The sequence below is a fragment of the Sphingopyxis sp. QXT-31 genome (assembly GCF_001984035.1).
Classification (GTDB): Bacteria; Pseudomonadota; Alphaproteobacteria; order Sphingomonadales; family Sphingomonadaceae; genus Sphingopyxis.
In genome coordinates, this window is record NZ_CP019449.1 from 1,254,486 (window position 1) to 1,276,261 (window position 21,776).

At 66.8% G+C, this 21,776-nt stretch carries 23 protein-coding genes and 1 tRNA gene; 15 read left to right on the plus strand and 9 right to left on the minus strand.

Annotated features, from left to right (window positions below; all coding sequences use genetic code 11):
* Nucleotides 1-5 precede the first annotated feature (5 nt).
* From BWQ93_RS06185 to virB11, 7 genes are read left to right on the plus strand one after another with little or no spacing between them, the layout of a single operon-like run.
* On the plus strand, nucleotides 6-290 hold the full coding sequence (locus BWQ93_RS06185; RefSeq protein WP_077029745.1) for a type IV secretion system protein VirB3: 285 nt from the start codon (nucleotides 6-8) through the stop codon (nucleotides 288-290).
* Complete coding sequence (locus BWQ93_RS06190; protein ID WP_083721134.1) at nucleotides 263-2,641, plus strand: VirB4 family type IV secretion/conjugal transfer ATPase; 2,379 nt, start codon at nucleotides 263-265, stop codon at nucleotides 2,639-2,641. The genes BWQ93_RS06185 and BWQ93_RS06190 overlap by 28 nt, the downstream gene beginning before the upstream one ends.
* On the plus strand, nucleotides 2,638-3,873 hold the full coding sequence (locus tag BWQ93_RS06195) for a type IV secretion system protein (RefSeq protein WP_077029747.1): 1,236 nt from the start codon (nucleotides 2,638-2,640) through the stop codon (nucleotides 3,871-3,873). The genes BWQ93_RS06190 and BWQ93_RS06195 overlap by 4 nt, the downstream gene beginning before the upstream one ends.
* 12 nt (nucleotides 3,874-3,885) lie before the next feature.
* Entirely contained in the window at nucleotides 3,886-4,719 is an 834-nt protein-coding gene (locus BWQ93_RS06200) for a virB8 family protein (RefSeq protein WP_232314760.1), read from the plus strand.
* Nucleotides 4,716-5,414 (plus strand): TrbG/VirB9 family P-type conjugative transfer protein, encoded by a 699-nt coding sequence (locus BWQ93_RS06205; protein ID WP_077029749.1) that lies wholly within the window; start codon nucleotides 4,716-4,718, stop codon nucleotides 5,412-5,414. Before BWQ93_RS06200 ends, BWQ93_RS06205 begins: the two co-directional genes overlap by 4 nt.
* The gene (locus BWQ93_RS06210; RefSeq protein ID WP_232314761.1) at nucleotides 5,411-6,481 is read left to right on the plus strand and encodes a TrbI/VirB10 family protein; all 1,071 of its coding nucleotides are present in this window, start codon (nucleotides 5,411-5,413) and stop codon (nucleotides 6,479-6,481) included. The genes BWQ93_RS06205 and BWQ93_RS06210 overlap by 4 nt, the downstream gene beginning before the upstream one ends.
* The gene (gene virB11 / locus BWQ93_RS06215; protein ID WP_077029751.1) at nucleotides 6,481-7,482 is read left to right on the plus strand and encodes a P-type DNA transfer ATPase VirB11; all 1,002 of its coding nucleotides are present in this window, start codon (nucleotides 6,481-6,483) and stop codon (nucleotides 7,480-7,482) included. The genes BWQ93_RS06210 and virB11 overlap by 1 nt, the downstream gene beginning before the upstream one ends.
* A gap of 77 nt (nucleotides 7,483-7,559) precedes the next feature.
* Here virB11 and BWQ93_RS06220 read toward each other — a convergent pair whose 3' ends face one another.
* Nucleotides 7,560-8,531, minus strand: coding sequence for a right-handed parallel beta-helix repeat-containing protein (locus tag BWQ93_RS06220; RefSeq protein ID WP_077029752.1), 972 nt, complete (start codon nucleotides 8,529-8,531; stop codon nucleotides 7,560-7,562).
* Between the two features lie 345 nt (nucleotides 8,532-8,876).
* Here BWQ93_RS06220 and BWQ93_RS06225 point away from each other — a divergent pair.
* Both BWQ93_RS06225 and hspQ read left to right on the plus strand, forming a co-directional pair.
* A tRNA-Ser gene (locus BWQ93_RS06225) sits at nucleotides 8,877-8,966 on the plus strand.
* Between the two features lie 109 nt (nucleotides 8,967-9,075).
* The gene (gene hspQ, locus BWQ93_RS06230; RefSeq protein ID WP_077029753.1) at nucleotides 9,076-9,459 is read left to right on the plus strand and encodes a heat shock protein HspQ; all 384 of its coding nucleotides are present in this window, start codon (nucleotides 9,076-9,078) and stop codon (nucleotides 9,457-9,459) included.
* Between the two features lie 10 nt (nucleotides 9,460-9,469).
* Here the strand turns inward: hspQ and BWQ93_RS06235 are convergent, their stop codons facing one another.
* Nucleotides 9,470-10,354: an ABC transporter permease gene (locus BWQ93_RS06235; protein WP_077029754.1), complete on the minus strand. Its 885-nt coding sequence runs from the start codon at nucleotides 10,352-10,354 to the stop codon at nucleotides 9,470-9,472.
* 109 nt (nucleotides 10,355-10,463) lie between these two features.
* On the opposite strand from BWQ93_RS06235, the gene BWQ93_RS06240 reads away from it, so the two are divergent.
* Nucleotides 10,464-11,168 (plus strand): GcrA family cell cycle regulator, encoded by a 705-nt coding sequence (locus BWQ93_RS06240; protein WP_077029755.1) that lies wholly within the window; start codon nucleotides 10,464-10,466, stop codon nucleotides 11,166-11,168.
* Nucleotides 11,169-11,177: 9 nt separating this feature from the next.
* Complete coding sequence (locus BWQ93_RS06245) at nucleotides 11,178-11,576, plus strand: PaaI family thioesterase (protein WP_077029756.1); 399 nt, start codon at nucleotides 11,178-11,180, stop codon at nucleotides 11,574-11,576.
* Nucleotides 11,577-11,641: 65 nt separating this feature from the next.
* On the opposite strand, the gene BWQ93_RS06250 is transcribed toward BWQ93_RS06245, so the two are convergent.
* Nucleotides 11,642-12,478: an outer membrane protein gene (locus BWQ93_RS06250; RefSeq protein ID WP_077029757.1), complete on the minus strand. Its 837-nt coding sequence runs from the start codon at nucleotides 12,476-12,478 to the stop codon at nucleotides 11,642-11,644.
* Nucleotides 12,479-12,645: 167 nt separating this feature from the next.
* On the opposite strand from BWQ93_RS06250, the gene parE reads away from it, so the two are divergent.
* Genes parE through BWQ93_RS06270 form a run of 4 tightly spaced genes read left to right on the plus strand, consistent with a single transcriptional unit; the run spans nucleotide 12,646 to nucleotide 17,130 of the window.
* The gene (gene parE, locus BWQ93_RS06255; RefSeq protein ID WP_077029758.1) at nucleotides 12,646-14,625 is read left to right on the plus strand and encodes a DNA topoisomerase IV subunit B; all 1,980 of its coding nucleotides are present in this window, start codon (nucleotides 12,646-12,648) and stop codon (nucleotides 14,623-14,625) included.
* Between the two features lie 56 nt (nucleotides 14,626-14,681).
* On the plus strand, nucleotides 14,682-15,233 hold the full coding sequence (locus BWQ93_RS06260; protein ID WP_077029759.1) for an RNA polymerase sigma factor: 552 nt from the start codon (nucleotides 14,682-14,684) through the stop codon (nucleotides 15,231-15,233).
* On the plus strand, nucleotides 15,230-15,820 hold the full coding sequence (locus BWQ93_RS06265) for a hypothetical protein (RefSeq protein ID WP_077029760.1): 591 nt from the start codon (nucleotides 15,230-15,232) through the stop codon (nucleotides 15,818-15,820). The genes BWQ93_RS06260 and BWQ93_RS06265 overlap by 4 nt, the downstream gene beginning before the upstream one ends.
* Nucleotides 15,817-17,130, plus strand: a complete 1,314-nt coding sequence (locus tag BWQ93_RS06270) for a serine hydrolase (RefSeq protein WP_077029761.1) — start codon at nucleotides 15,817-15,819, stop codon at nucleotides 17,128-17,130. The genes BWQ93_RS06265 and BWQ93_RS06270 overlap by 4 nt, the downstream gene beginning before the upstream one ends.
* 3 nt (nucleotides 17,131-17,133) lie before the next feature.
* On the opposite strand, the gene BWQ93_RS06275 is transcribed toward BWQ93_RS06270, so the two are convergent.
* Genes BWQ93_RS06275 through BWQ93_RS06300 form a run of 6 tightly spaced genes read right to left on the minus strand, consistent with a single transcriptional unit; the run spans nucleotide 17,134 to nucleotide 21,775 of the window.
* Complete coding sequence (locus BWQ93_RS06275) at nucleotides 17,134-17,925, minus strand: LysR substrate-binding domain-containing protein (RefSeq protein ID WP_077029762.1); 792 nt, start codon at nucleotides 17,923-17,925, stop codon at nucleotides 17,134-17,136.
* Nucleotides 17,922-18,323, minus strand: coding sequence for a Co2+/Mg2+ efflux protein ApaG (gene apaG, locus BWQ93_RS06280; protein WP_077029763.1), 402 nt, complete (start codon nucleotides 18,321-18,323; stop codon nucleotides 17,922-17,924). The genes BWQ93_RS06275 and apaG overlap by 4 nt, the downstream gene beginning before the upstream one ends.
* A gap of 17 nt (nucleotides 18,324-18,340) precedes the next feature.
* Entirely contained in the window at nucleotides 18,341-19,546 is a 1,206-nt protein-coding gene (locus BWQ93_RS06285; RefSeq protein WP_077029764.1) for a trans-sulfuration enzyme family protein, read from the minus strand.
* A 16-nt stretch (nucleotides 19,547-19,562) separates the two neighbouring features.
* The gene (gene leuB, locus BWQ93_RS06290) at nucleotides 19,563-20,609 is read right to left on the minus strand and encodes a 3-isopropylmalate dehydrogenase (protein WP_077029765.1); all 1,047 of its coding nucleotides are present in this window, start codon (nucleotides 20,607-20,609) and stop codon (nucleotides 19,563-19,565) included.
* A 48-nt stretch (nucleotides 20,610-20,657) separates the two neighbouring features.
* Nucleotides 20,658-21,395: a DNA repair protein RecO gene (gene recO / locus BWQ93_RS06295; protein WP_077029766.1), complete on the minus strand. Its 738-nt coding sequence runs from the start codon at nucleotides 21,393-21,395 to the stop codon at nucleotides 20,658-20,660.
* Nucleotides 21,383-21,775 (minus strand): PaaI family thioesterase, encoded by a 393-nt coding sequence (locus BWQ93_RS06300; RefSeq protein WP_077029767.1) that lies wholly within the window; start codon nucleotides 21,773-21,775, stop codon nucleotides 21,383-21,385. Before BWQ93_RS06300 ends, recO begins: the two co-directional genes overlap by 13 nt.
* Nucleotide 21,776: the final 1 nt, after the last annotated feature.

Below are 21,776 nucleotides of genomic sequence, written 5' to 3' on the forward strand. Positions count from 1 at the left end.
CCGCCATGAGCGATCTCGACCGCGATCCCCTGTTTGTGGCGCTGACGCGGCCGCAGATGTTCGCGGGCGTCACCTACAGCTTCTTCGTGATCAATGCGATCGTCGCGACGGAGCTGTTCCTCATCTTTCGCTCGCCTTGGGCGCTGATCGGCGCGGTCTTCGTCCATATGGCCGGCGCACTGCTCTGCCTGCGCGAGCCGCGCTTCTTCGACATCTGGCTGACCAAGGTCAGCCGCTGTCCGCGCGTCAAGAATTTCAAGACCTGGCAGTGCAACTCCTATCGTCCCTGAAACCCCGCCCGGCGGCGAGTGACGGCGAGGTGCCGGCGGGCAAGCATCTGCCCTATGCCCGGCACGCCGACGATCACACGATCGAGACGCGCGACGGCCTGCTGATGCAGGTCATCCGCCTGCGCGGCATATTGTTCGAGACCGCCGACAGCGACGAGCTCAATTACCGCAAGCTGCTGCGCGACGCGATGCTGCAGGCGATCGGATCGTCGCGCTATGCGCTCTATCACCATGTCGTGCGGCGCGAGGCGCGCGTCACCCTCGATGGCGAGTTCGGCGACGATTTTTCGGCGGGGCTCGACGAACGCTGGCAGGCGCGGCTTGCGACCAAGCAGCTCTATTACAACGACCTCTACCTCACCCTCGTCCGTCGCCCCGCGCCGGGGCGCATGGGGCTGCTCGATCGGCTGTCGGGCTGGCTCGGCTCGACTGGGCAGGATTATCGCGCCACCGTGACGCAGGAACTGCGGCTGCTCGACACCGCGCGCGAGGCGCTGATGGCGCAGCTCGGCAGCTACCAGCCCGAACTGCTCGGCCTTTACGACAGCGACCAGGGGCTCTGCTCCGAACCGCTCGAATTCTTCGCCCAGCTCTATTCGGGCGAGCCGCGCCGCCTGCTCGCGCCGCATCAGGATGCCGGCGAGTATCTGCCCGACCGCCGGATCAGTTTCGGCGCCGAGACGATCGAGCTTGGGCCTGCGGGCGATGCGGGGCGCCGCTTCGTCGGCATGGTGGCGATCAAGGATTATCCAGCGTCGACCGCGACGGGCATGTTCGACGAACTGCTGCGCCTGCCGTTCGAGATGGTGATGACGCAGAGCTTTGCCTTCGTCGACCGCCAGCCCGCGCTCGGCAAGATGAACCTCGCGCTGCGCCGGATGCGATCGACCGAGGATGAGGCGCTGAGCCTGCGCGACCAGCTGTCGCGCGCCAAGGACGATGTCGCCGCAGGCCGCGCCGCCTTTGGCGAGCACCATATGACGATCGCGGTGCACGGCGCGAGCGAGGCCGAGGTCAGCGCGAATATCGCCGACGTCCAGGCGTCACTCGCCGAACTCGGCATCATCTCGGTGCGCGAGGATATCGCGCTGGAGCCGACTTTCTGGTCGCAGTTCCCCGGCAATTTCAAATATATCGTGCGCCGCGGCATGGTCTCCTCGGCCAATTTCGCGGGGCTCGCCAGCGGGCATAATTTCGCGGCAGGCCGCGCCGACGGTAATGTCTGGGGCAAGGCGGTCACGGTGTTCGAGACCACCGCCGCGGGTCCCTATTATTTCAACTTCCACCAGGGCGATCTCGGCAACTTCACCGTCATCGGCCCGTCGGGGTCGGGCAAGACCGTCGTCGTCAACTTCCTGCTCGCGCAGGCGCGTCGCTTCGATCCGCGGATCATCTTTTTCGACAAGGATCGCGGCGCCGAATTGTTCATTCGCGCGATCGGCGGGCGTTACGACCAGCTCCGTCCGGGTGTCGCAAGCGGGCTCAACCCGCTCCAGCTCGACGACACGCCGGTCAATCGCCAGTTCCTGATCGACTGGCTCGCGCAGCTCGTCGGCGGCGCGAGTATCGAGGAAATGGCGCAGATCAAGGATGCGGTCGACGCGAGCTATGCGCAGCCGCCCGCGCACCGCCGCCTGCGCCACGTCGCCGAGCTGTTCCGCGGCGGCCACCGCCCGCGCGCCGACGACATGTGGTCGCGGCTGCGCCCCTGGTGGGGCGACGGCGAGCGCGCCTGGCTCTTTGACAATGTCGAGGATCTGACCGACATGGAGAGTGCCACCATCGGCTTCGACATGACGGTCATCCTCGACGATGCCGCGATGCGCACCCCGGCGATGATGTACCTCTTCCACCGCGTCGAGGAGCGGCTGACCGGCGAGGAGACGATCATCGTCGTCGACGAGGGCTGGAAGGCGCTCGACGACGACGTCTTCGTGCGCCGGATCAAGGATTGGGAAAAGACGATCCGCAAGCGCAACGGCATCGTCGGTTTCGCGACGCAGAGCGCGCAGGACGCGCTCGAGAGCAAGATCGCGAGCGCGCTGATCGAACAGGTCGCGACGCAGATCTTCATGGCGAACCCCAAGGCGCGCGCCGCCGACTATATGGACGGCTTCGGCCTGACCGAGCATGAGTATCAGCTGATCCGCACGCTGCCCGACGACGCGCATTGCTTCCTCGTCAAGCATGGCAACGACAGCGTCGTCGTGCGGCTGAACCTGACCGGCGAGCGCGACCTGCTCACCATTCTCTCAGGCCGCGAGCGAACCGTGCGGCTGCTCGACCAGATCCGCGAGACTGCGGGCGACGATCCGGGCGTCTGGATGTCGCGCCTGCTGGCGGTCGCATGACCTTCGCGCTCGCCCCCTGCCCCGTCCCCTCGTCGGCCGACAGCTTCATCGGCGGCACGCTCGCGGCGATCGAATGCCAGGCGCAGACGATCGGCAACGCGGGCTATCTGGCGCTATCGGGACCGGGATCGGGCATCGCCGCCTTCCTGACCGCGATGCTGACGATCTTCGTCGCGCTGATCGGCTATCGCATGTTCGCGGGGCGCGGCCCCGACCTCGGCGGCGGGCTGTTGATCTTCGCCAAGATCGGCATCGTCGTCGCGCTGGCGACCAGCTGGCCCTCGTTCCGCACCATGATCTACGACGTCGCGATCGATACGCCGTCACAGATCGGCGCGACCGTCGGTAGCGCCGCCTCGCTCGCGGGTAGCGATCTTTCGCTGGCGGCGCGCCTCTCCGAAACCGACCGTGCCTATCGCACGCTCACCGCCTGGGGCGTCGGCAGCGAACCCAACCGCGCCGGCGTGTCGGACAGCGAGGGCATCGAGCCCGACACGACCTATGAGACCAAGGCGCTCGGAGCTGCGCGCATGGGTTTCCTGACCGGCGCGCTCGGCAGCGTCGCGCTCACGCGGCTGGCCGCTGGCATCCTGCTTGCGCTCGGGCCGTTGTTCTTCGCCTTCCTGCTGTTCGACGCAACGCGCGGCATTTTTGGCGGCTGGCTTCGCGGGCTGATCGGGTTGACGCTCGGCACCACCGCGAGCTCGCTCGTGCTCGCGGTCGAGACCGCGATCGTCCAGCCGCGTATCGTCACGCTGATCAACCTCCGCGCCTCGGGCTATTCGATCCAGGGGTCGGCGACCGAGTTGCTCGCGCTGTCGATCGTCTTCGCCTTCGTCGCGCTCGCGATCCTCTGCGTCTCTTTCTATGTCGCCGCGGGGCTTCACCTGCCGCAGTGGCAGTGGGCGCAAAATTATCTGCCCGCTTCGATGCGTGGCAGTGGCAGCGCCGACCGTGGTGCTCCCACGCAGCCCGCCGACCGCAACGATCCGCGCTCCCGCGCGGCGGTTATCGTCGATGCAGTGGAAGCAATGCAGCGCCGTGAGGCCTCTACCGGACCAAGCCGCGGCGGCGGCAACGACCGCGCGCGCGCCGTCGCCAGCGCCGCTTCGGGAACCGCCGCGAGCCGCGACGCTCAGCGCGCCTCCACCGACACCGGCGGCGATGGCCCGGCGCGCCGCCGCACCACGAGCCGCGTCTCGACCAGCGGCAACCGGCGGGACACACGCTAGATGAAACAGGATATGAAACAGACCCGCGAAGACTATCTGCAGGCCGCCGAAAGCTGGGGCGCCGACCGTCATGCCGAGCTGAGCAAATCGCGGCGCACCGCATGGATCGTCGCGTCCGTCGCCGCAGCGATCGCGCTGTGCGAGGCGCTGGCGCTCGTTTTCCTCACACCGCTCAAGACGGTCGAGCCCTATACATTGCTCGTCGATCGCCACACGGGCTATGTTCAGGCGCTCAATCCGCTGGCGCCCGCGAAAGTGAGCGGCGATACCGCGCTGACGCAGAGCTTCCTGGTACAGTACGTCATCGCGCGCGAGAATTACGACGTCGATTCGGTTCAGAACGACTATCGCAAGGTCGCGCTCTGGTCCGCCGATCGCGCACGCAGCGACTATCTGACGCTGATGCAGTCGGGCAGCGCGGCCAGCCCGTTGGTCAAGTATCCGCGCGGGACGGTGGTCGAAACGCAGGTGAAGAGCGTGTCGCCGGTCAGCGCCAATGTCGCGCTGATCCGCTTCGACACGCGCCGCCGCGACGCGACCGGCGACTGGCAGCCGGCGCAAAGCTGGGTCGCCACGATCCGCTACCGCTACACCGGCGAGCCGATGAAACAGGAGGACCGGGTGTTCAACCCGCTCGGCTTCCAAGTGCTGCGCTATCGCCGCGATCCCGAAATGCTGCCCGCCGCGGCACCCGCGGCGGCTGCGCCAGTCACCCCCGTTGCTACGACCGGTGCCGCTCCGGTCGGGGCCGACGGCCAACCGCTTCCGCAGCCACCCTCGTCGATCCGCACGCGCCGCGGCGACACGGTCAAGGTGCTGCCCGACGGGACGCAGGTCACGTTGTGATCCGTTCGGCCGCCCTTTTTGCCACAGCTTTGCTGGCGCTGCCCGCGATCGCCCAGGTCGATCCGGTGCCGATCGGCCTCGACGCGTCGATCCAGGCGGTGAGCTATGCCGAGGGCAAGGTCGTGCGCCTGAGCGCGACGCCGGGCTATCAGCTGACGGTCGAGATTTCGGCCGACGAGACGATCGAGAATATCGCGCTCGGCGACAGCAGTGCCTGGCATGTTGCCCCCAGCCGCCGCGGCGACCGCATCTTCATCAAGCCGCTGCAATATGGCATCACCACCAACATGACCGTGGTGACGGGCACGCGGACCTATTTGTTCGAGCTGGTGCCGTCGCGCGGCGGCGGGGCGGGCGACGCGCAGATCGTTCGCTTCGTCTATCCCGAACCGACGCCGGTCTCGACCCCGCCCGACGAGCAGCGCATCGACCAGGGGCTCTACAAGCTGACCGGCACGCGCGAACTCTTCCCCGCGGCGATCAGCGAGGACGGCCAGCGCACCTTCATGCAGTGGGACGCCGCTGCGACGCTGCCCGCGGTCTACACCGTCGACGAACTCGGCCAGGAAAAGCTGGTCGACGCGATGATGCGCGACGGCATCCTCACCATCGACGAGGTCGTCCCGCGCCTCGTCTTCCGGCTCGACGGCAAGCTCGCGCGCGCCGTCCGCCGCAGCCAGGCGCGCCCCAAATGACCGATACGACCGCTCCCGAAATGCCCGCTGCGGCGCCCGACAACGCCCCGGTCGTCCGCCGTCCGCGCCAAGGCCTGCCGACGCCGCTGCTCGTCGGCTTCGCGCTGCTGGCAGCGGTGCTGCTGTTTGTGATTCTCGAGGGACGCCGCGAAAACGCCGAAGCGCCTGCCGTGGCTGGCAGACAGGTTGCGATGATTTCGGCACCGCCGCCGCTGGCGCTGCCCGATTATCCGCAGCCGCCAGAGCTGCTCCCCGCGCCGTTCGTCGGGAACCCGGGCGCCGTGCCGCCCCGTTCGCCGCCTCCGCCGCCGCAGATCGTTTATATGCCGCAGCCCGCGCCGATGGGACCGCCCCCCGGCTATGAGACGCCGCCCGCGCCGCCGCGCGCGATCGGCGGCGGGTCGGTCCTCGTCTATGACGGCGCCGGCGGCACGGCAGCCGCTGGATCGCAGGGCAGCGATGGCGACGGCGCGCAGCAACGCGGCGCCGGTCCCGCCGAAGCGGGCCGCGTCCGCGCCGGGGTACTCGCCAATCGCGGCACCACGGTCGTCCAGGGCTCGCTGATCCCGGCAGTGCTCGAAACCCCGCTCGACAGTTCGCGCCCCGGTTTCTCACGCGCTGTCGTCTCGCGCGACGTGCGCGGTTTCGACGGCAGCCGCATTCTCATCCCGCGCGGCAGCCGGCTGATCGGCGAATATCGCTCCGAAGCGACGCAGGGCCAGAAGCGCGCCTTCATCACCTGGACGCGGCTGATCCGCCCCGATGGCGCGACGATCCAGCTCAATTCGCCCTCGGGCGACCCGCTCGGCCGCGGCGGGCTGAAGGCCAAGGTCAACAGCCATTTCTTCTCGCGTTTCGGCGAGGCGATCCTGCAGTCGGTGCTCGACATCGGCGTCAATGCCGCGGCGAGCGCGACCAATTCGCCGGTCGTAATTCTGCCCGGCGGCACCGGCGCGCAGCGCCCGCAGCCAACCAACATCGCCCCGACGCTGAAGGTCGCGCAGGGCACCAGCATCTCGGTCTTCGTGGCGCGCGACCTCGACTTCTCGGGGGTCGAGCGCCGCTGATGGGCCATGTCGCGGCCCTGCCGGACGACCGCGTCTTTTTTCGCAGCTATCTCGCGCCGCTGGCGCCGCTGCTCGCGCGCGACGATGTCACCGACATCTATGTGAATCGCCCGGGCGAAGCCTGGGCCGAATCGCTGACCGGCAAGATCGAGACGCACGATCTGCCCGCGCTTACCGAGGTCCTGCTCGAACGCCTCGCGCGCCAGATCGCTGCGCTCTCGCACCAAGGGATCAGCCGCGAGCATCCCCTGCTGTCGGCGACCATGCCCGACGGCGCGCGTGTCCAGATCGTCGCACCGCCCGCGACGCGCGGTGGCATGATACTCGCGATCCGCAAACATGTGTCGCCCGACCTGCGGCTCGACGATTATGCCGACAGCGGTGCTTTCGCGGGGACCAAAGCCGGGCGCATCGGCGACAAGGACGATCTCGACCGGCGGCTGCACGAACTCCTCGACGCGGGCGAAATCCCCGCGCTGCTCCGCACCGCGGTCCAGCACCGCAAGAATGTCCTGATCTCGGGCGGCACCTCGTCGGGCAAGACGACGTTCCTCAACGCGCTGCTACGCGAAGTGCCCGAGCGCGAGCGGCTGATCCTGATCGAGGATACGCCCGAAATTACCATCCACCATCCGAACGCCGTCGGCCTGCTCGCGGCGCGAAGCGCGCTGGGCGAGACACACACCAGCGCGGAAGATCTGCTCAGCGCCTCGCTGCGCCTGCGCCCCGACCGCATCATTCTCGGCGAATTGCGCGGGGTCGAGGCCTTCTCGTTCCTGCGTGCGGTGAACAGCGGCCATCCGGGTTCGATGACGACGATCCACGCCGACAGCCCCGAACGCGCGATCGAACAGCTGACCCTGCTCGTGCTCCAGGCGGGCAGCCAGCTCGCGCGCGCCGACGTGCATCATTATGTGCACTCGACGGTCGACGTCTTCGTCCAGCTCGGCCGCAGCGGCGGCAAACGGCATATCAGCGAAGTGAAATTGCGCGAGGGCTGACCCCGCGCACCATGCTAAAAAGAAAAAGGGCGCCCGGCTTGGCCGGACGCCCCTGTTCAGCGAGCGGTCGCGCTGGTCTACTGCTTGGTCGCCGTCGACGTAAAGCTGCCGTTGGTGTTGTTCGCCACCACGACATTGTCGCCGAAGCTGACCAGAATGCCACCGGTCAGCGAGCGCAGGCCATTGCCGTTCTGCGTGACCGTGTTGCCGCTGGCGTTGATCGTCGCCAGCGCGTCTTCCGCCATCACGCCGGTGCTGCCGTTGCCGCTGACGACCGAGTCGACGAGCGTGACGTTGACCGTGCCGCCGCCTGGCACCGAGCGGGCATAGACACCGATCTGGTTGTCGGTGATCTCGCTGCTCGCGATCGTGCCCTTGACGCTCGATCCGGTGGCGCTGGTGTCGATGCGGATGCCGCCGCGGTTGTTATCGGTGATCCGGCTGTTGGCGATCAGCACCGTCGCGGCCACATTCGTCGCCGGCTGCACCAATATGCCGCCCGTCACCCCCGTCGCAGCGCCATTGCCGGTCAGGGTCACATTATCGACGACCAGCGTCGCGCCGGTGGTAGCCGTCGGCAGGAACGAAATCGCAAAACCGCCACCACCTGTGAATCCACGTATCGTCGAGTTGCGGATGTGCAGGCTCGCGCCGTTGGTAAACCGGACGCCGCTGAGAGCGCCCGAAATGCCCTGAAGATCGAACCCGCTCAGCACCACTACGACATCGGTGCCGTTGACGTTGATCCCGTTGGTCGCGGCGACAAGCACGCCGTTGGTCACATTGTCGCAAATCAGCGATATCGACTTCGTGATCGTCACCGCACCAAAGCCGCCGGGATCGATGCAGTTAATCTCGCCCCCGGCTGCGGTCTTCGAGATAGCGCCAGCAAAGGTCTTGCACGGAGCGGTACGGCTGCACGGATTGGCATCGTCGCCGACGCCCGAAATCCAGGTGCGCGTCGCCTGCGCCGAAGCGGGCGTCGCCAGCGGAAGTGCAAGCATCGCCACGGAGGCGGCCATCAGGCCACGAAACATATTTCTGGTCATAAATATTCCCCCATCATGCCCTGCTCGCGTATCAGCCGGCGGCCGGGCGGCAGGGGCACAGTCCCACTCAATACCGTCGATCGTGGCGGGAATGCGCGCTTCGAGCCTGTCGGACGTGCTCCCGCCGGACGCGGGGATTCGCCGGCTCCCCACGAAGCCGGGCCCTCCTGACCGCTTCATGGCAGTATTGGCCATGGCTAGCAAGTGCTTAACCATCGCGCATTTGCTGCAGGAACGAAGACTATCCAATTATATTCATTGATTCTTCTGGCCAAATTAAAGTTTGCGATGCGCACGGGGGTTGCCATATCGAAATGCCGCCGCTAGGGGCGTCTGCCTCAGCGAGGAGAGTTGGCTGAGTGGTCGAAAGCGTCGCACTCGAAATGCGAAGTGCCGGCAACGGTACCGAGGGTTCGAATCCCTCACTCTCCTCCATTTTTCCGCCGACCATGATCATGTCGCCCCGCCTGCGGGGGCGGCCATGGCCGGCGCGATGCGCGACATATCCACTTGAATCGCTGCAGGATCGTCATAGATTCATCATATGACGTTCAAATCTCTCTCCGAGTCCGCATTGGACACCGGCGGCACCAGTCCGCCGCTGATCGGCAGCGCAACCTTTGCGCCCGGCGATATCGTGCGCCACCGCATGTTCGATTTCCGCGGCGTCGTGTTCGACATCGACCCCGTCTTCGCGAACAGCGACGAATGGTATGAAGCGATTCCCGAAGGCATGCGACCGTCGAAGGAGCAGCCCTTCTACCACCTGCTCGCCGAGAATGAGGATTCGTCCTATATCGCCTATGTCAGTCAGCAGAATCTGGTCGCCGACGGCGAACGCGGGCCGGTCGAGCATCCGCAGATCGAGGCGATGTTCGACGGGATCGAGCGCGGGCGCTATCGCCTCCGCGCGATCCATCGCCACTGAGGCCGGCGGGTCAGGCCTTCAGCTTCCAGCCCGACGCGAGCAGGCGATAGGTTAAAAGCCCCAGCACCAGATTTACGCCGACGAGCACGAGGATCGCGGTCAGGATCGGGTTCGCGATTGTCGAATCGACCGTGCCGATGAAGCCGTAGCGAAAGCCCATGATCGCATAATAGACGGGATTGGCATGCGCGATGCCTTGGAACATCGGCGCCAGCCGGTCGATCGCGTAGAAAGTGCCCGACAAGAGTGCGAGCGGCGTCACGACGAAATTTGTCACTGCTGCGGCGTGGTCGAACTTTTCCGCCCAGACCGAGGTGATCAGCCCGAGAAAGCCGAGCATCGCGGCGCCGAGGATGCCAAACACTGCGACCGCCCATAAATGGTCGGGCATCACATGCACGCCGGGCCAGAGCAGCATCGCGAGCCATAGCGCGAAGCCGACGAGGATCGCCCGCGTCACCGCGGCACCGATCAGCGCGATGATGAGTTCGCCCACCGCGAGCGGCGGCATCAGATAGTCGACGATCGTCCCCTGGATCTTGCCGACGAGCAGCGAGAAGGAACTGTTCGCGAAGCTGTTCTGCAGCATCGCCATCATGATCAGCCCCGGCGCGACGAAATCGGCGAAGGGTACGCCGATGACCGTGCGCCCCGCCCCGCCGAGCGCGACGGTGAAAATGACGAGGAAAAGGAGCGTCGTGATCGCCGGCGCCCAGATAGTTTGGAGCTGCACCTTGAAAAAGCGGCGCACCTCCTTGACATATAGGGCCTGCATGCCCGGCACGTTGAGTGTCCGGATATGCGGCACGCCGGGTTCCGCAAAGGGCGGAGTCGCGGCGAAATCACCCGAGGAAACGCGCGAGTCGCGGCGTGAAATTTGGGGCTGGTCGTTCATGGCGTTCTCGCCTATCGCCTCCCCGACTTTCCCGCAAGCTGGCCGGCGACGCGAGGGTCCGATGGGACCGGCGACCGACCCGCCACGCGGAATGATAAGGATTTGAAGCATGTCTTGGACCGACGAGCGCATCGAGAGCCTGCGCAGCATGTGGGAAAAGGGGCTGACCGCCAGCCAGATCGCCGACGAACTCGGCGGGGTAAGCCGCAATGCGGTAATCGGCAAGGCGCACCGCCTGGGTCTGAAGTCGCGCCCTTCGCCCGTGAAGGCGACCGAAAAGGCCAAGCCCGCGGTGAAGGCGGCCGCGCCCGCCGCGCCGCGTCCCGCGACGCCGCCGCCCGCGCCGCGCGCCGCTGCGCCGGTGACGGCACGCCCCGTCGCTCCCGTGCGTCCCGAACCGGGCCCGGCGCCTGCGCCGATCGACGACGACGACGATGACGCCATCGACGCCGAGACCGCGCCGCGCAAGCCCGACGCGCCGCGCATCGTCTCGATCGGCCCCGGCGGCTTCATCCGCCAGGGTCCCGGCGACCAGCAGGCGCCGATCCCCCCGGCGCCTCCCCGCCGCCTGGTGCCCGCGAAGCCGAGCCCCGAGATCGCCGGCAAGACCAGCCTGCTCGACCTCAACGACCGCATCTGCCGCTGGCCGATGGGGCATCCGGGCGAGCCAGACTTCCACTTCTGCGGCGTCGCGGTGAACCCCGGCTTTCCCTATTGCGTGGAGCATTGCGGGCGCGCTTATCAGGCGCAACTGCCGCGCGGCACGCGCCGCCCGCCTCCGCCCCCGCCCTTCGGAGGCCCGCGGGTCCGCTAAGGGCGTCCGTTGCGGTCGTTCGATCAGGATTTCGCCTTCGCGCAGGCGCTCGGCCTCAAGATGGTCGAGCGCGGCGATGGCCGCTGCACGATGGCGATCGACATCAATGCGGCGCAGCATTTCAGCCCGCAGCATGCCGCGCATGGCGGCGTCGCCTATAGCCTCGCGGATTCGGCGATGGGCGGCGCGCTCACCAGCCTGCTGCCCGACGACCGCTGGTGCGCGACGCTGGAGGTCAAGTTCAACTATCACGTCCGCGTCACCGAGGGCGTGCTGACCTGCGAAGCCGCGGTGGTGCACAGCGGCAAGCGCATCGCCAATGTCGAGGCACGCCTCTATCAGCACGGCAAGCTCGTCAGCAGCGCCAACGGCCATTTCGCGATCTTCGCGGCGCCCGCCAGCGCCTGACGCGAGAAAGGCGCCGAACCGCTTGCCGGTCCGGCGCCTCCTCAATCTCCCGCGGTTTGCCAACCTCAGAAGCGGAAGTTCAAGCTCGCGCGCACGCTGTGCGTCCGGAAATGGTCGTCGCTGCGCTTGATGTCGGTCCCCGGCCCGTTCTGCAGGAAGGGGTTCGTCGGACCCGCGGTTCCCGCGCCGACGTTGACGACGAAGTCGTCGTCCTGGATGTCGGTGTAGAGATATTCCAGGCCGAGCGAGATATTGCTGGTCAGCATCGCCTCCGCACCGCCGCCCGCGACATAGCCCCAGCCGTTGGTGCGACCGTTATCGGCAAAGCTGTTGGCGGTGTTGGTCGTCGAAAAGCGATTGTCGAGCTTGGCATAGGCGCCGCCGCCGGTCGCGTAGAAGAGGACGCCGCCGCCAGGGGTATAGCCCGCACGTAGGCGCGCATTGGCTTGATAGTCGGCCGAGCGCGAAAAGCGATAAGCCGCGGGTGTCGTCGAGAAGCCCGAAACCTCGTCGCGCGCTTCGCTACGTCCCCCCTCGATCACCGCGCCAAGGACGAAGTTGCCCATGCGCTTGTCGTAGCCGAGCTTGCCGAAATATTCGAAGCCGTCCTTGTCGTTGCGGCAATTGACGTTCGCGGTCCCGGTCGGGGACCCGCCGCAGAAGCCCGGCGAAAAGGCGTCGGTGCCGCCCGCCGTATTGACCGTCTCGCCGTATGTGCCATCCTGGTTGGTATCGAATACGAAGGTTTCGCGCCCGTCGTTGGGCTGGACGGTGTATCCACCCGTCACACCGACGTACGGACCGTTGAAATCTTGCGACGTATCGCGGCTACCCTGGGCTAGCGCGGGCGAGGCGAGCGCCATGGCGGCCGCAGACGCGGCGAGGAGAGAGAAGGTTTTCATTTTTTACTCCACTTTTTGAGGACTTTGCAGTCCGCGGAGTAACCTTCCCAGATGCATGAAGTTCCGCGAGGTTCAGAAAACGGGACGAACCGAATGGGAGAGGGGGCGGCGGAAAGGGTTGCAGACCGCCCTTGCCAGCCCCCTTGGCTGCCTCTTATAGCCTGACCATGAGTCACGATTTGTTCGACGGCAGCAAGCCCGCCACCGAAAGCTACAACGCCTCGCAGATCGAGGTGCTCGAAGGGCTCGAACCCGTGCGTCGCCGCCCCGGCATGTATATCGGCGGCACCGACGAGCGCGCGCTGCACCACCTCGCCGCCGAGATCATCGACAACAGCATGGACGAGGCGGTCGCCGGCCATGCGACTCGCATCGAGATCAGCCTCGACGTCGGCAACCGGCTGACCGTGGTCGACAATGGCCGCGGCATGCCCGTCGACCCGCACCCCAAATTCCCCGGCAAGTCGGCGCTCGAGGTCATCATGACGATGCTCCATTCGGGCGGCAAGTTCGAGGGCAAGGCCTATGCGACGTCGGGCGGCCTGCACGGCGTCGGGGTCAGCGTCGTCAACGCGTTATCGACCGAGACCGTGGTCGAGGTCGCGCGCACCAAGACGCTCTATCGCCAGCGCTTTTCGCGCGGCACCCCGCTGGGCAAGCTTGAGGAACTCGGCCCGACGCCGAACCGCCGCGGCACCAGCGTGTCCTTCGTTCCCGATCCCGAAATCTTCGGCGACCATGGTCGCTTCAAGCCGCAGCGCCTCTACCGGATGGCGCGCTCGAAGGCCTATCTCTTCGCCGGAGTCGAGATTCGCTGGAAATGCGCCGCCGAACTGATCGGCGACGACACCCCGACCGAGGCGGTGTTCCAGTTCCCCGGCGGCCTCGCCGATCATCTCAAGGAACAGATCGGCACGCGCGAATGCGCGACCGCCGAGCCCTTCATCGGGCGGCAGGAATTTCCCGATGGGCAGGGCCGCGCCGAATGGGCGATCGCCTGGCCGCTCTGGTCCGACGGCTCGTACAGCTGGTATTGCAATACGATCCCGACCCCGGCGGGCGGGACGCATGAGGCGGGCCTCCGCGCCGCGCTGACCAAGGGGCTGCGCGGCTTCGGCGAACTGATCGGCCAGAAGAAGGCGGCGCAGATCACCGCCGAGGACGTGTTCAACGGCGGCGAGATGATGCTCTCGATCTTCATTCGCGATCCGCAGTTCCAGAGCCAGACCAAGGACCGGCTGTCGAGCCCCGAGGCCGCGCGCTTCGTCGAGAACGCCGTGCGCGACCATTTCGACCATTTCCTGTCGGATAATATGGACCGCGGCCGTGCGCTGCTCGGCCTGATCCTAGACCGCATGGACGAGCGGCTGAAGCGCAAGGCCGAGCGCGAGGTCAAGCGCAAGACCGCGACCAGCGGGCGCAAGCTGCGCCTGCCCGGCAAGCTCACCGACTGCGCCAACGACGGCCCCGAGGGCACCGAGATCTTCATCGTCGAAGGCGACAGCGCGGGCGGCAGCGCCAAGCAGGCGCGCGACCGGAAGACGCAGGCGATCCTGCCGATCCGCGGAAAGATCCTGAATGTCGCGAGCGCCAGCAACGACAAGATCCGCGCCAACACCGAAATCGCCGATCTCGCGCTCGCGCTCGGCTGCGGCATGCGCAAGGATTGCGATGCAGATCGTCTGCGTTACGAGAAGATCGTGATCATGACCGACGCCGACGTCGATGGCGCGCATATCGCGACCCTGCTGATGACCTTCTTCTTTCAAGAGATGCCCGACATCGTGCGGCGCGGCCATGTCTATCTGGCGCAGCCGCCGCTTTATCGGCTGACCGCGGGCAGCACCTCGGCCTATGCGCGCGACGACGCGCACCGTGCCGAACTGGAAGCCACAGTCTTCAAGGGCAAAAAGGTCGAGGTCGGGCGCTTCAAGGGGCTGGGGGAGATGAACCCGAACCAGCTCAAGGAAACGACGATGGATCCCGCGACGCGCTCGATGCTGCGCGTCACGCTGCCGCAGGAATATGAGGAGCGGCATCTGGTCAAGGACCTCGTCGATCGGCTGATGGGCAAGCATCCCGAGCATCGTTTCCAGTTCATCCAGGCCAATGCCGCGAGCCTCGACGAGGCGGCGATCGACGCCTGACGAAAAATATTTCGCGCCGCCCGTCAGAAACAAGTTCCGCGTCCGACTAAAGGGATATGCGGCACGAAATTCTGGAGACCCGGGTGACCGAAAGCGAGCAAGACCGGCATTTTTCGGAAGCGATGGCGCGGTTCGGCGGCGCGCTCGCGCGCCTTGCCCGCGCCTATGAGGACGATGCCGACTTGCGCCGCGACCTTGAGCAGGACTTGCAGGTCGCGTTGTGGCAGAGCTTCGCCGGCTTCGACGGACGCTGCTCGCTCAGCACCTGGGTGTGGCGCGTCGCGCATAACCGCGCGACTTCGCATATGCTTGCGCGGAAGCGCCACGCGCGGCGGAACTGGTCGAGCATCGAGGATCTCGGTATCGCCGACGATGCCCCCTCGCCGCTCGACGCCGCCGAAAGCGGGCAGGCCATGGCGCGGATCCTGGCGATCATCGACCGGCTCGATCCGCCCGACCGGCAGATATTGTTGCTCTACTTGGAAGGCGTCGCGGGCGCAGAAATCGCGGAGGTGACAGGCGTCTCGGCCGATGTCGCCGCCGCCAAGATCTCGCGTTTCAAGACCATGCTGACGCGCCGCTTCGCTGCGGCGGGAGAAATATCATGACCGATTTCACCGACGAGACGCGCCTGCGCGCGCTGTGGCAGGATGGCGGGGCGGCGCTCGCCCCCGTGCCGCTCGACGAGATCAAGCGCCGTGCCAAGGGCTTCGGCGACGCGATCCGCCGGCGCAACCGGCGCGAATATGGGGCCGCTGCAATCGTGGTGGCGATTTTCGCGCTCTACACCATCGTCCTGCCCGAACTCCTCCTCAAACTCGGAAGCTTGCTCGTCATCGCCGGCGCATTCATCGTCATGTGGCAGCTGTCGCGCCGCACCTCGCGGACCGATCCCGACGCCGAGGCGCAGGATGTCCGCGGCTATTATCGCGCGCGGCTGGTCCGCGAGGCGCATATGCTCGCGCGCATCGGCCGCTGGTATCTCGCGCCCTTCGTGCCCGGCCTGCTGGTATTTCTCGCGGGGCTCGCCAAGGCGACCGATTTGCGCAGCCCGGTCAGCTTCGTGTTGCTGGTCGCTTTTCAATTATCGGTGTTCGGCGGCATCTGGTGGCTCAACCGCCGGGCGGCCGCGATGCTCCGCGCGCAGATCGACCGGATCGACCGCGCCTGTTCCCCCCAAGGAGACCTGACATGAAACCCCTGCTCGCCTCGCTTTTGGCCGCGTCGATGATCACCTTGCCCGGCACCGCCGCGCTTGCCCAGCAAGCGCCGGACGCGGTCAATGCGGCCAACACGGCCTTCGATCGCCGCGCCGCGCAGCTCGTCGGCCTGCTCGCGGGGCGCGTCGCCTTCGCCGATTATTTCGACCCGTCGTTCCAGGCCGCGCTGCCCGAGGCGCAGTTCAAGGCGATCAACGCCAGCCTGATCGCGCAATATGGCCAGCCGGTCGCGGTCGACCGCGCAACCTCGGCCGACGGGCGGGCGGGCATTGTGCTGCTGCGCTTCGAGAAGGGCGTGGGCACCGTGGCGCTCGAGGTCGGGCAAGGCGCCGATGCGCGCGTCACCGGGCTCCGCCTCACCGGCTTCGAGATGGCGAACGACGGCTTCGACAAGGTCGCTGCCGAAATAGCCGCGCTACCCGGCAGCAGCGGCTTCCTCGTTGCCCTGATCGACGGCAAGGCGATCAAGCCGCTCGCGAGCGCCAATGCCGACCGGCAGTTCGCGATCGGATCGACCTTCAAACTCTACATCCTCGACGAACTCGCGGCGCAGGTCGCGGCGGGGCAGCGCCAATGGTCCGACGTCGTGCCGCTGAGCCACGCCAGTTTCTCGTCGGCGGGGACCGCGAACTGGCCCAAGGACACGCCCGTCACGCTGCAGACCCTCGCCAACTGGATGATCTCGGTGAGCGACAATGGCGCCACGGACACGCTGCTCCATCTGCTGGGTCGCGAGAAAATCGAGGCGCGGATGCGCGGCACGGGACACGGCGATCCGTCGCGCAATGTCCCCTTCCTGACCACGGTCGACGCCTTCGCGCTCAAGGGCAATAATTTCGCTGCCGAGCGCGAGGCCTTCATTGCAGGAGACGACAAGGCACAGCGGAAGCTGATAGAGGCGAACAAGGATCGCCTGACCTTGTCCAACGTCGACGGCGTCAGCTTCAGCGGCGGCCCGCGCTTCATCGACAGCCTCGAATGGTTCGCGAGCCCGAACGACATCGCGCGCGCCTTCATCGACCTGCGCGAGCGCAAGTCCGACACCGCGATGTCGGCGATGGCGATCAACAACGGCGTCGGTCCCGGTGCCGCGAAGGGCTGGTCCTATCTCGGCTACAAGGGCGGATCCGAACTCGGCGTGCTGTCGATGAGCCTGCTCGGCCAGCGCGCGGCCGACGGCAAATGGTATGTCGTGACCATGAGCTGGAACAATGCGGAGGCCGCGGTCTCGACCGAGAAGATGGTCGGCTTGGTCACGCGATTGCTTGCGCTGGCCGCGAGATAGCGGTCAGGCGGTCAGCGCCGCGACCAGCGCCTTGACCTTCGCCTGCCGCCATTGCGGTGTTGGCGCGACGAGCCAGTAGCCGCGGCGCACCTCGAAGGCGTCGCGCACGACACGCACCCGGCCCGAAGCGATATCGGCCTCGGCGAGCATCGCAGGGACGTTCGCCTGTCCCAACCCGTTCGCTGCCGCGTCGATCGCGAGGCCGGCATCACCCAACCGTAGCGCGGGCTCGCCTTCCTCGACCGGGCAGCCCGGCCAGGCGATGCGCGTCTCGCTCTCGCTGCCGGGGCCCGCGACGGTTACCATTTTCGCCTCGGCGAGCGCGATGCCCTCATGCTCGCCCGCGCCGTCGGTCCAGAAGATCGCGAGGTCGAGATTGGCCTCGGTGAAATCGATGCCGGCATCGGCAGACACGAGCGTGAAGCGCACATCGGGCGCTTGCTGGCTGTAGCGCGCGAGCCGCGGCGCGAGCCATTTGGCGGTCAGGTCGCGCGGGGCGGCGATCGTCAACGACTGCGACGACTGCCCCGCCTGCATCGCGCGCACCGATTCCTCGAACTGCAGAAAGCCCTGGCGCAGTGCATCGAGCCCAGCATTGGCCTCGCCGGTGAGTTCCAGTCCCTTCGGGGTGCGACGGAACAGGACGACGCCCAGCATATCCTCGAGCGCACGGATTTGCTGCCCGACCGCTGCGGGGGTGACCGCCAGTTCGTCGGCGGCGCGGGTGAAGCTCAGATGGCGGGCGGCTGCGTCGAACACGCGCAGCGCGTTGAGCGGCAAATGGGTACGTTTCATGAGGCGGTCGCTGGCATCTTCAGGAGGAAATGCGGGATGGCCACGAGCATGTGCGAGCCGTCGGCCGCCTCCATATCGTAGCTGCCGATCATCGAGCCTTCGGGAGTTGGCAGCGGGCAGCCCGAGACATAGTCGAAGGCACCGCCGGGCTGGATCAGCGGCTGTTCGCCGACGACGCCCTCGCCCTCGACCTCGCTGACCTGGCCGTGGCCATCGACGATGCGCCAGTGGCGGTTGATCAGCTGGACCGCGCCGTCGCCATGATTTTCGATGCGCACATGATAGGCCCAGAACCAGCGCCCCAGCGACGGGTGCGACTGTTCGGGCAGATAGCTGACAGCGACGCGCACCGTGACCGACCCGGTCGTCTCGGCATAAGGGAAGAAGGAGTCGATCATCACGGCCGCAAAGTCGCCTAAAGCCCGACCTTGGTCAATGCCTGGTCCAGGTCGGCGATCAGGTCGCGCGGGTCCTCGAGCCCGATGTTGATCCGCAGCATGCCCTCGACCACGCCCATGTCGGCGCGGGCCTCGGCGCTGACGCTGTAATGAGTGGTCGAGGCGGGGTGGCAGCAGAGGCTGCGCGCGTCGCCGATATTGTTGCTGATATCGACCAGCTCGAGCGCGTTGAGCATCGCCATCGCCTGCTTGCGATCTTCGAGGATGAAGGAGAAGATCGGACCGCACGCCTCCATCTGGCTCATTGCCAGATTATGCTGCGGATGGCTGGCGAGACCGGGATGCAGGATTTTCGGCACGCGCTTTTCGACGAACTTGCCCACCGCCAGCGCATTTTCGGACTGGCGCTTGGCGCGAAGGTCCAGCGTTTCGAGGCCCTTGAGCACCACCCAAGCGTTGAACGGCGCGAGGTTCGGCCCGGTGTTGCGCTGGAACGGCAGCAGTATGTCGTTGATGAACTTCTCGGTCCCGCATACCGCGCCGGCGAGCACGCGGCCCTGCCCTTCCATCAGCTTGGTCGCAGAGTAAGCGACGACGTCGGCGCCGAAATCCATCGGCCGCTGCAGCACGCTGGTGGCGAAGGCGTTGTCGACAACGCTCGTAATGTCGTGCGCCTTTGCAAGCGCGCAGACATGCTTCATGTCGACGATGTCCATCGTCGGATTGGCGGGGGTTTCGAAGAAGAAGACCTTGGTGTTCGGCTTGATCGCCTTTTCCCAGGCGTCGTTGTCGCGGCCATCGACCACGGTCGTCTCGATCCCGAAGCGCGGGCAGAGATGGTCGACCAGCCAGCGGCACGACCCAAACGCCGCTTTCGCCGCGACGATATGGTCGCCCGCCGACAGCTGGCAGAGCAGCGCCGTGGTCATCGCCGCCATGCCCGTCGCCTGCGCGCGGCATGCCTCGGCGCCCTCCATCAGCGCGACGCGCTCCTCGAGCATGGCCACCGTCGGGTTCTGCAGCCGCGAATAGGTCATGCCCTGCTCGTCGCCGGCAAAGCGCGCCGCGACGGTCTCGGCATCGTCATAGGTATAGCCCGAGGTCAGGAAGAGCGCTTCGGACGTCTCGCCATGCTCGCTGCGCCAGGTGCCGCCGCGCACCGCCTGCGTCGCGGGGTGCCAGTTGCGCGTCGTGTTGCGATCTAAACCCGTGGTCTTCTTCATCTCGTCTATCCGTACTCTAGTTCGTCAGAGCTGCAACGACCGCATCGCCGAGCGCGACCGTGCCCATATTACCGCCGAGGTCGGCGCCGCGGCAGCCGTCGGCGAGGACTTTCGCGACCGCCGCCTCGATCCGCGCCGCGCTCGCCTCGTCGCCGCCCGAATGGCGGAGCAGCATCGCGAGCGACAGGATCATCGCCAGCGGATTGGCGACGCCCTCGCCCGCGATATCGGGCGCGCTGCCATGGATCGGCTCGTAGAGGCCGCGGCGGCCTTCGCCAAGCGAGGCCGAGGCGAGCAGACCGATCGAGCCGACGCACATCGACGCCTGGTCGGAAAGGATGTCGCCGAAGAGGTTGCCGGTGACCACGACGTCGAACTGGCCGGGATTGCGCACCAGCTGCATCGCGGCATTGTCGACATACATGTGGCTGAGTTCGACGTCGGGATAGTCGGCCGCGACCTCGATCACGACATCGCGCCACAGCTGCGAGGTTTCAAGCACATTGGCCTTGTCGACCGAGCAAAGCTTGCCGCGGCGGCCTTGTGCAGCCTTGAACGCAACATGCGCGATGCGGCGCACCTCGCTTTCGCTGTACGACATGATGTCATAGCCCTCGCGCTCGCCGCTCGCGGTGGTGCGCGTGCCCTTTTCGCCGAAATAGACGTCGCCGTTGAGTTCGCGGACGATCAGCAGATCGATCGCCGAGGCGACCTCGGGACGGAGGGCCGAGCTGTTTTCGAGCCCGGCGAACAGCTTGGCGGGGCGCAGATTGGCGAAGAGCCCGAGTTCGGAGCGCAGTCCGAGAATCGCCTGTTCGGGGCGCAGGTTACGCTCGACATTGTCGAAACGAGGGTCGCCGACCGCGCCGAACAGCAGCGCATCGGCGGCTTTCGCCTTGGCGAGCGTTTCTGCCGGGAGCGGGTGGCCGGTGGCTTCATAGGCCGCGCCGCCGACGAGCGCGCGGTCGAGCGTGACCGGAAGCGCAAGCGCGGCGAGGACCTTCTCCGCCTCCGCCATGATCTCCGGGCCGATACCGTCGCCAGCCAACAGCAGGATATTCAATGCGTCGCCCTTTCGTGTCTCGCGAGCCGCTTAGACAGCGAAGGGCCGCTACGCAACCGCCCTGCCCAGCCGATCGATCAGCCGCGAACGGACTTCGAGCAGTTCGCGGTTGCGCCCCTCGAGCAGGTCGCGATCGAGGAAATGGCCGGTGATCGCCAGCCCGTCGAGCACATCGCCCATCGTCGCGGCGGGTCCGGCGCCGCGCAGGAAGGTCGGCAGGCGCAGCAGTCGCGCCTCATAACCACCCGCCGCGGCGACGCTCACCGCCCCGCCCGACTTCGGACTGACGAACGCCAGATGATCGCGCGATCCCGTCGCCACGCATTCGTCGAGGTCGAGCCCGAACCCCAGTTCGGCGAGCAGCAGGAGCTCGTAGCGCGCCAGCGCCGCCGCCCATTGCCGCGCCGACGGTGCCACCCCGATCGCATCGAGCAGCCCCGACAGCGCTTCATATAGTGCCGGATAGCGCTGGCTCTCGGGCAGGACCGCGGCGGTCACGCTGGTCACCCAGTTGATCGCCGCCGAGGCCAAGGGCTCGGCAAGCAACGGAGCGCGGCTTGCCAGCAACTCCGCCGTCGCCCCCGCGAGCTGTTCCTCGGTCCGCGCGCGCAGTTCGAGCGCCACCAGATTGCCCGGCATCAATATCGGCCGCAGCCGCCGCGACCGCCCGCCGCGCACATAGCCCGCAACCAGCCCCGCCTCGCGGGTCAGTGCGCGCACGATCGCGCCATGCTCGCCATGCGCGCGCACCGCACAGACGATCGCTTCGGCGCTCAGGCTGGCCAAAGCACCAGCTGCGTCTGCGTCACCAGCGCGACATCGGCGCCCTCCTCGGTCCGGATGCGCGTCTGCCACACCGACACGCGCGTGCCGATCTTGACCGGCGTCGCTTCGCCAACCAGCACCGACCCGACCGGCCCGCCGCCGAGGAAATTGGTCTTGCTCTCGATCGTCGTCGTGCCGCTGGCCCCTTCGGGCAGCGTCAGATACGCCCCCACCGCGCCAAGACAGTCGGCAAAAGCCATGATCGCGCCGCCATGGACAATGTTCCCCGCAGTGCAGATTTCCGCGCGCACCGTCAGTTTTCCGGCAACGCGCTCCTTCGTCCCTTCGTGGATCGTCACCCCCAAAGTGCCCGCCAGCGGCATCATTGACCCGAAATCCATC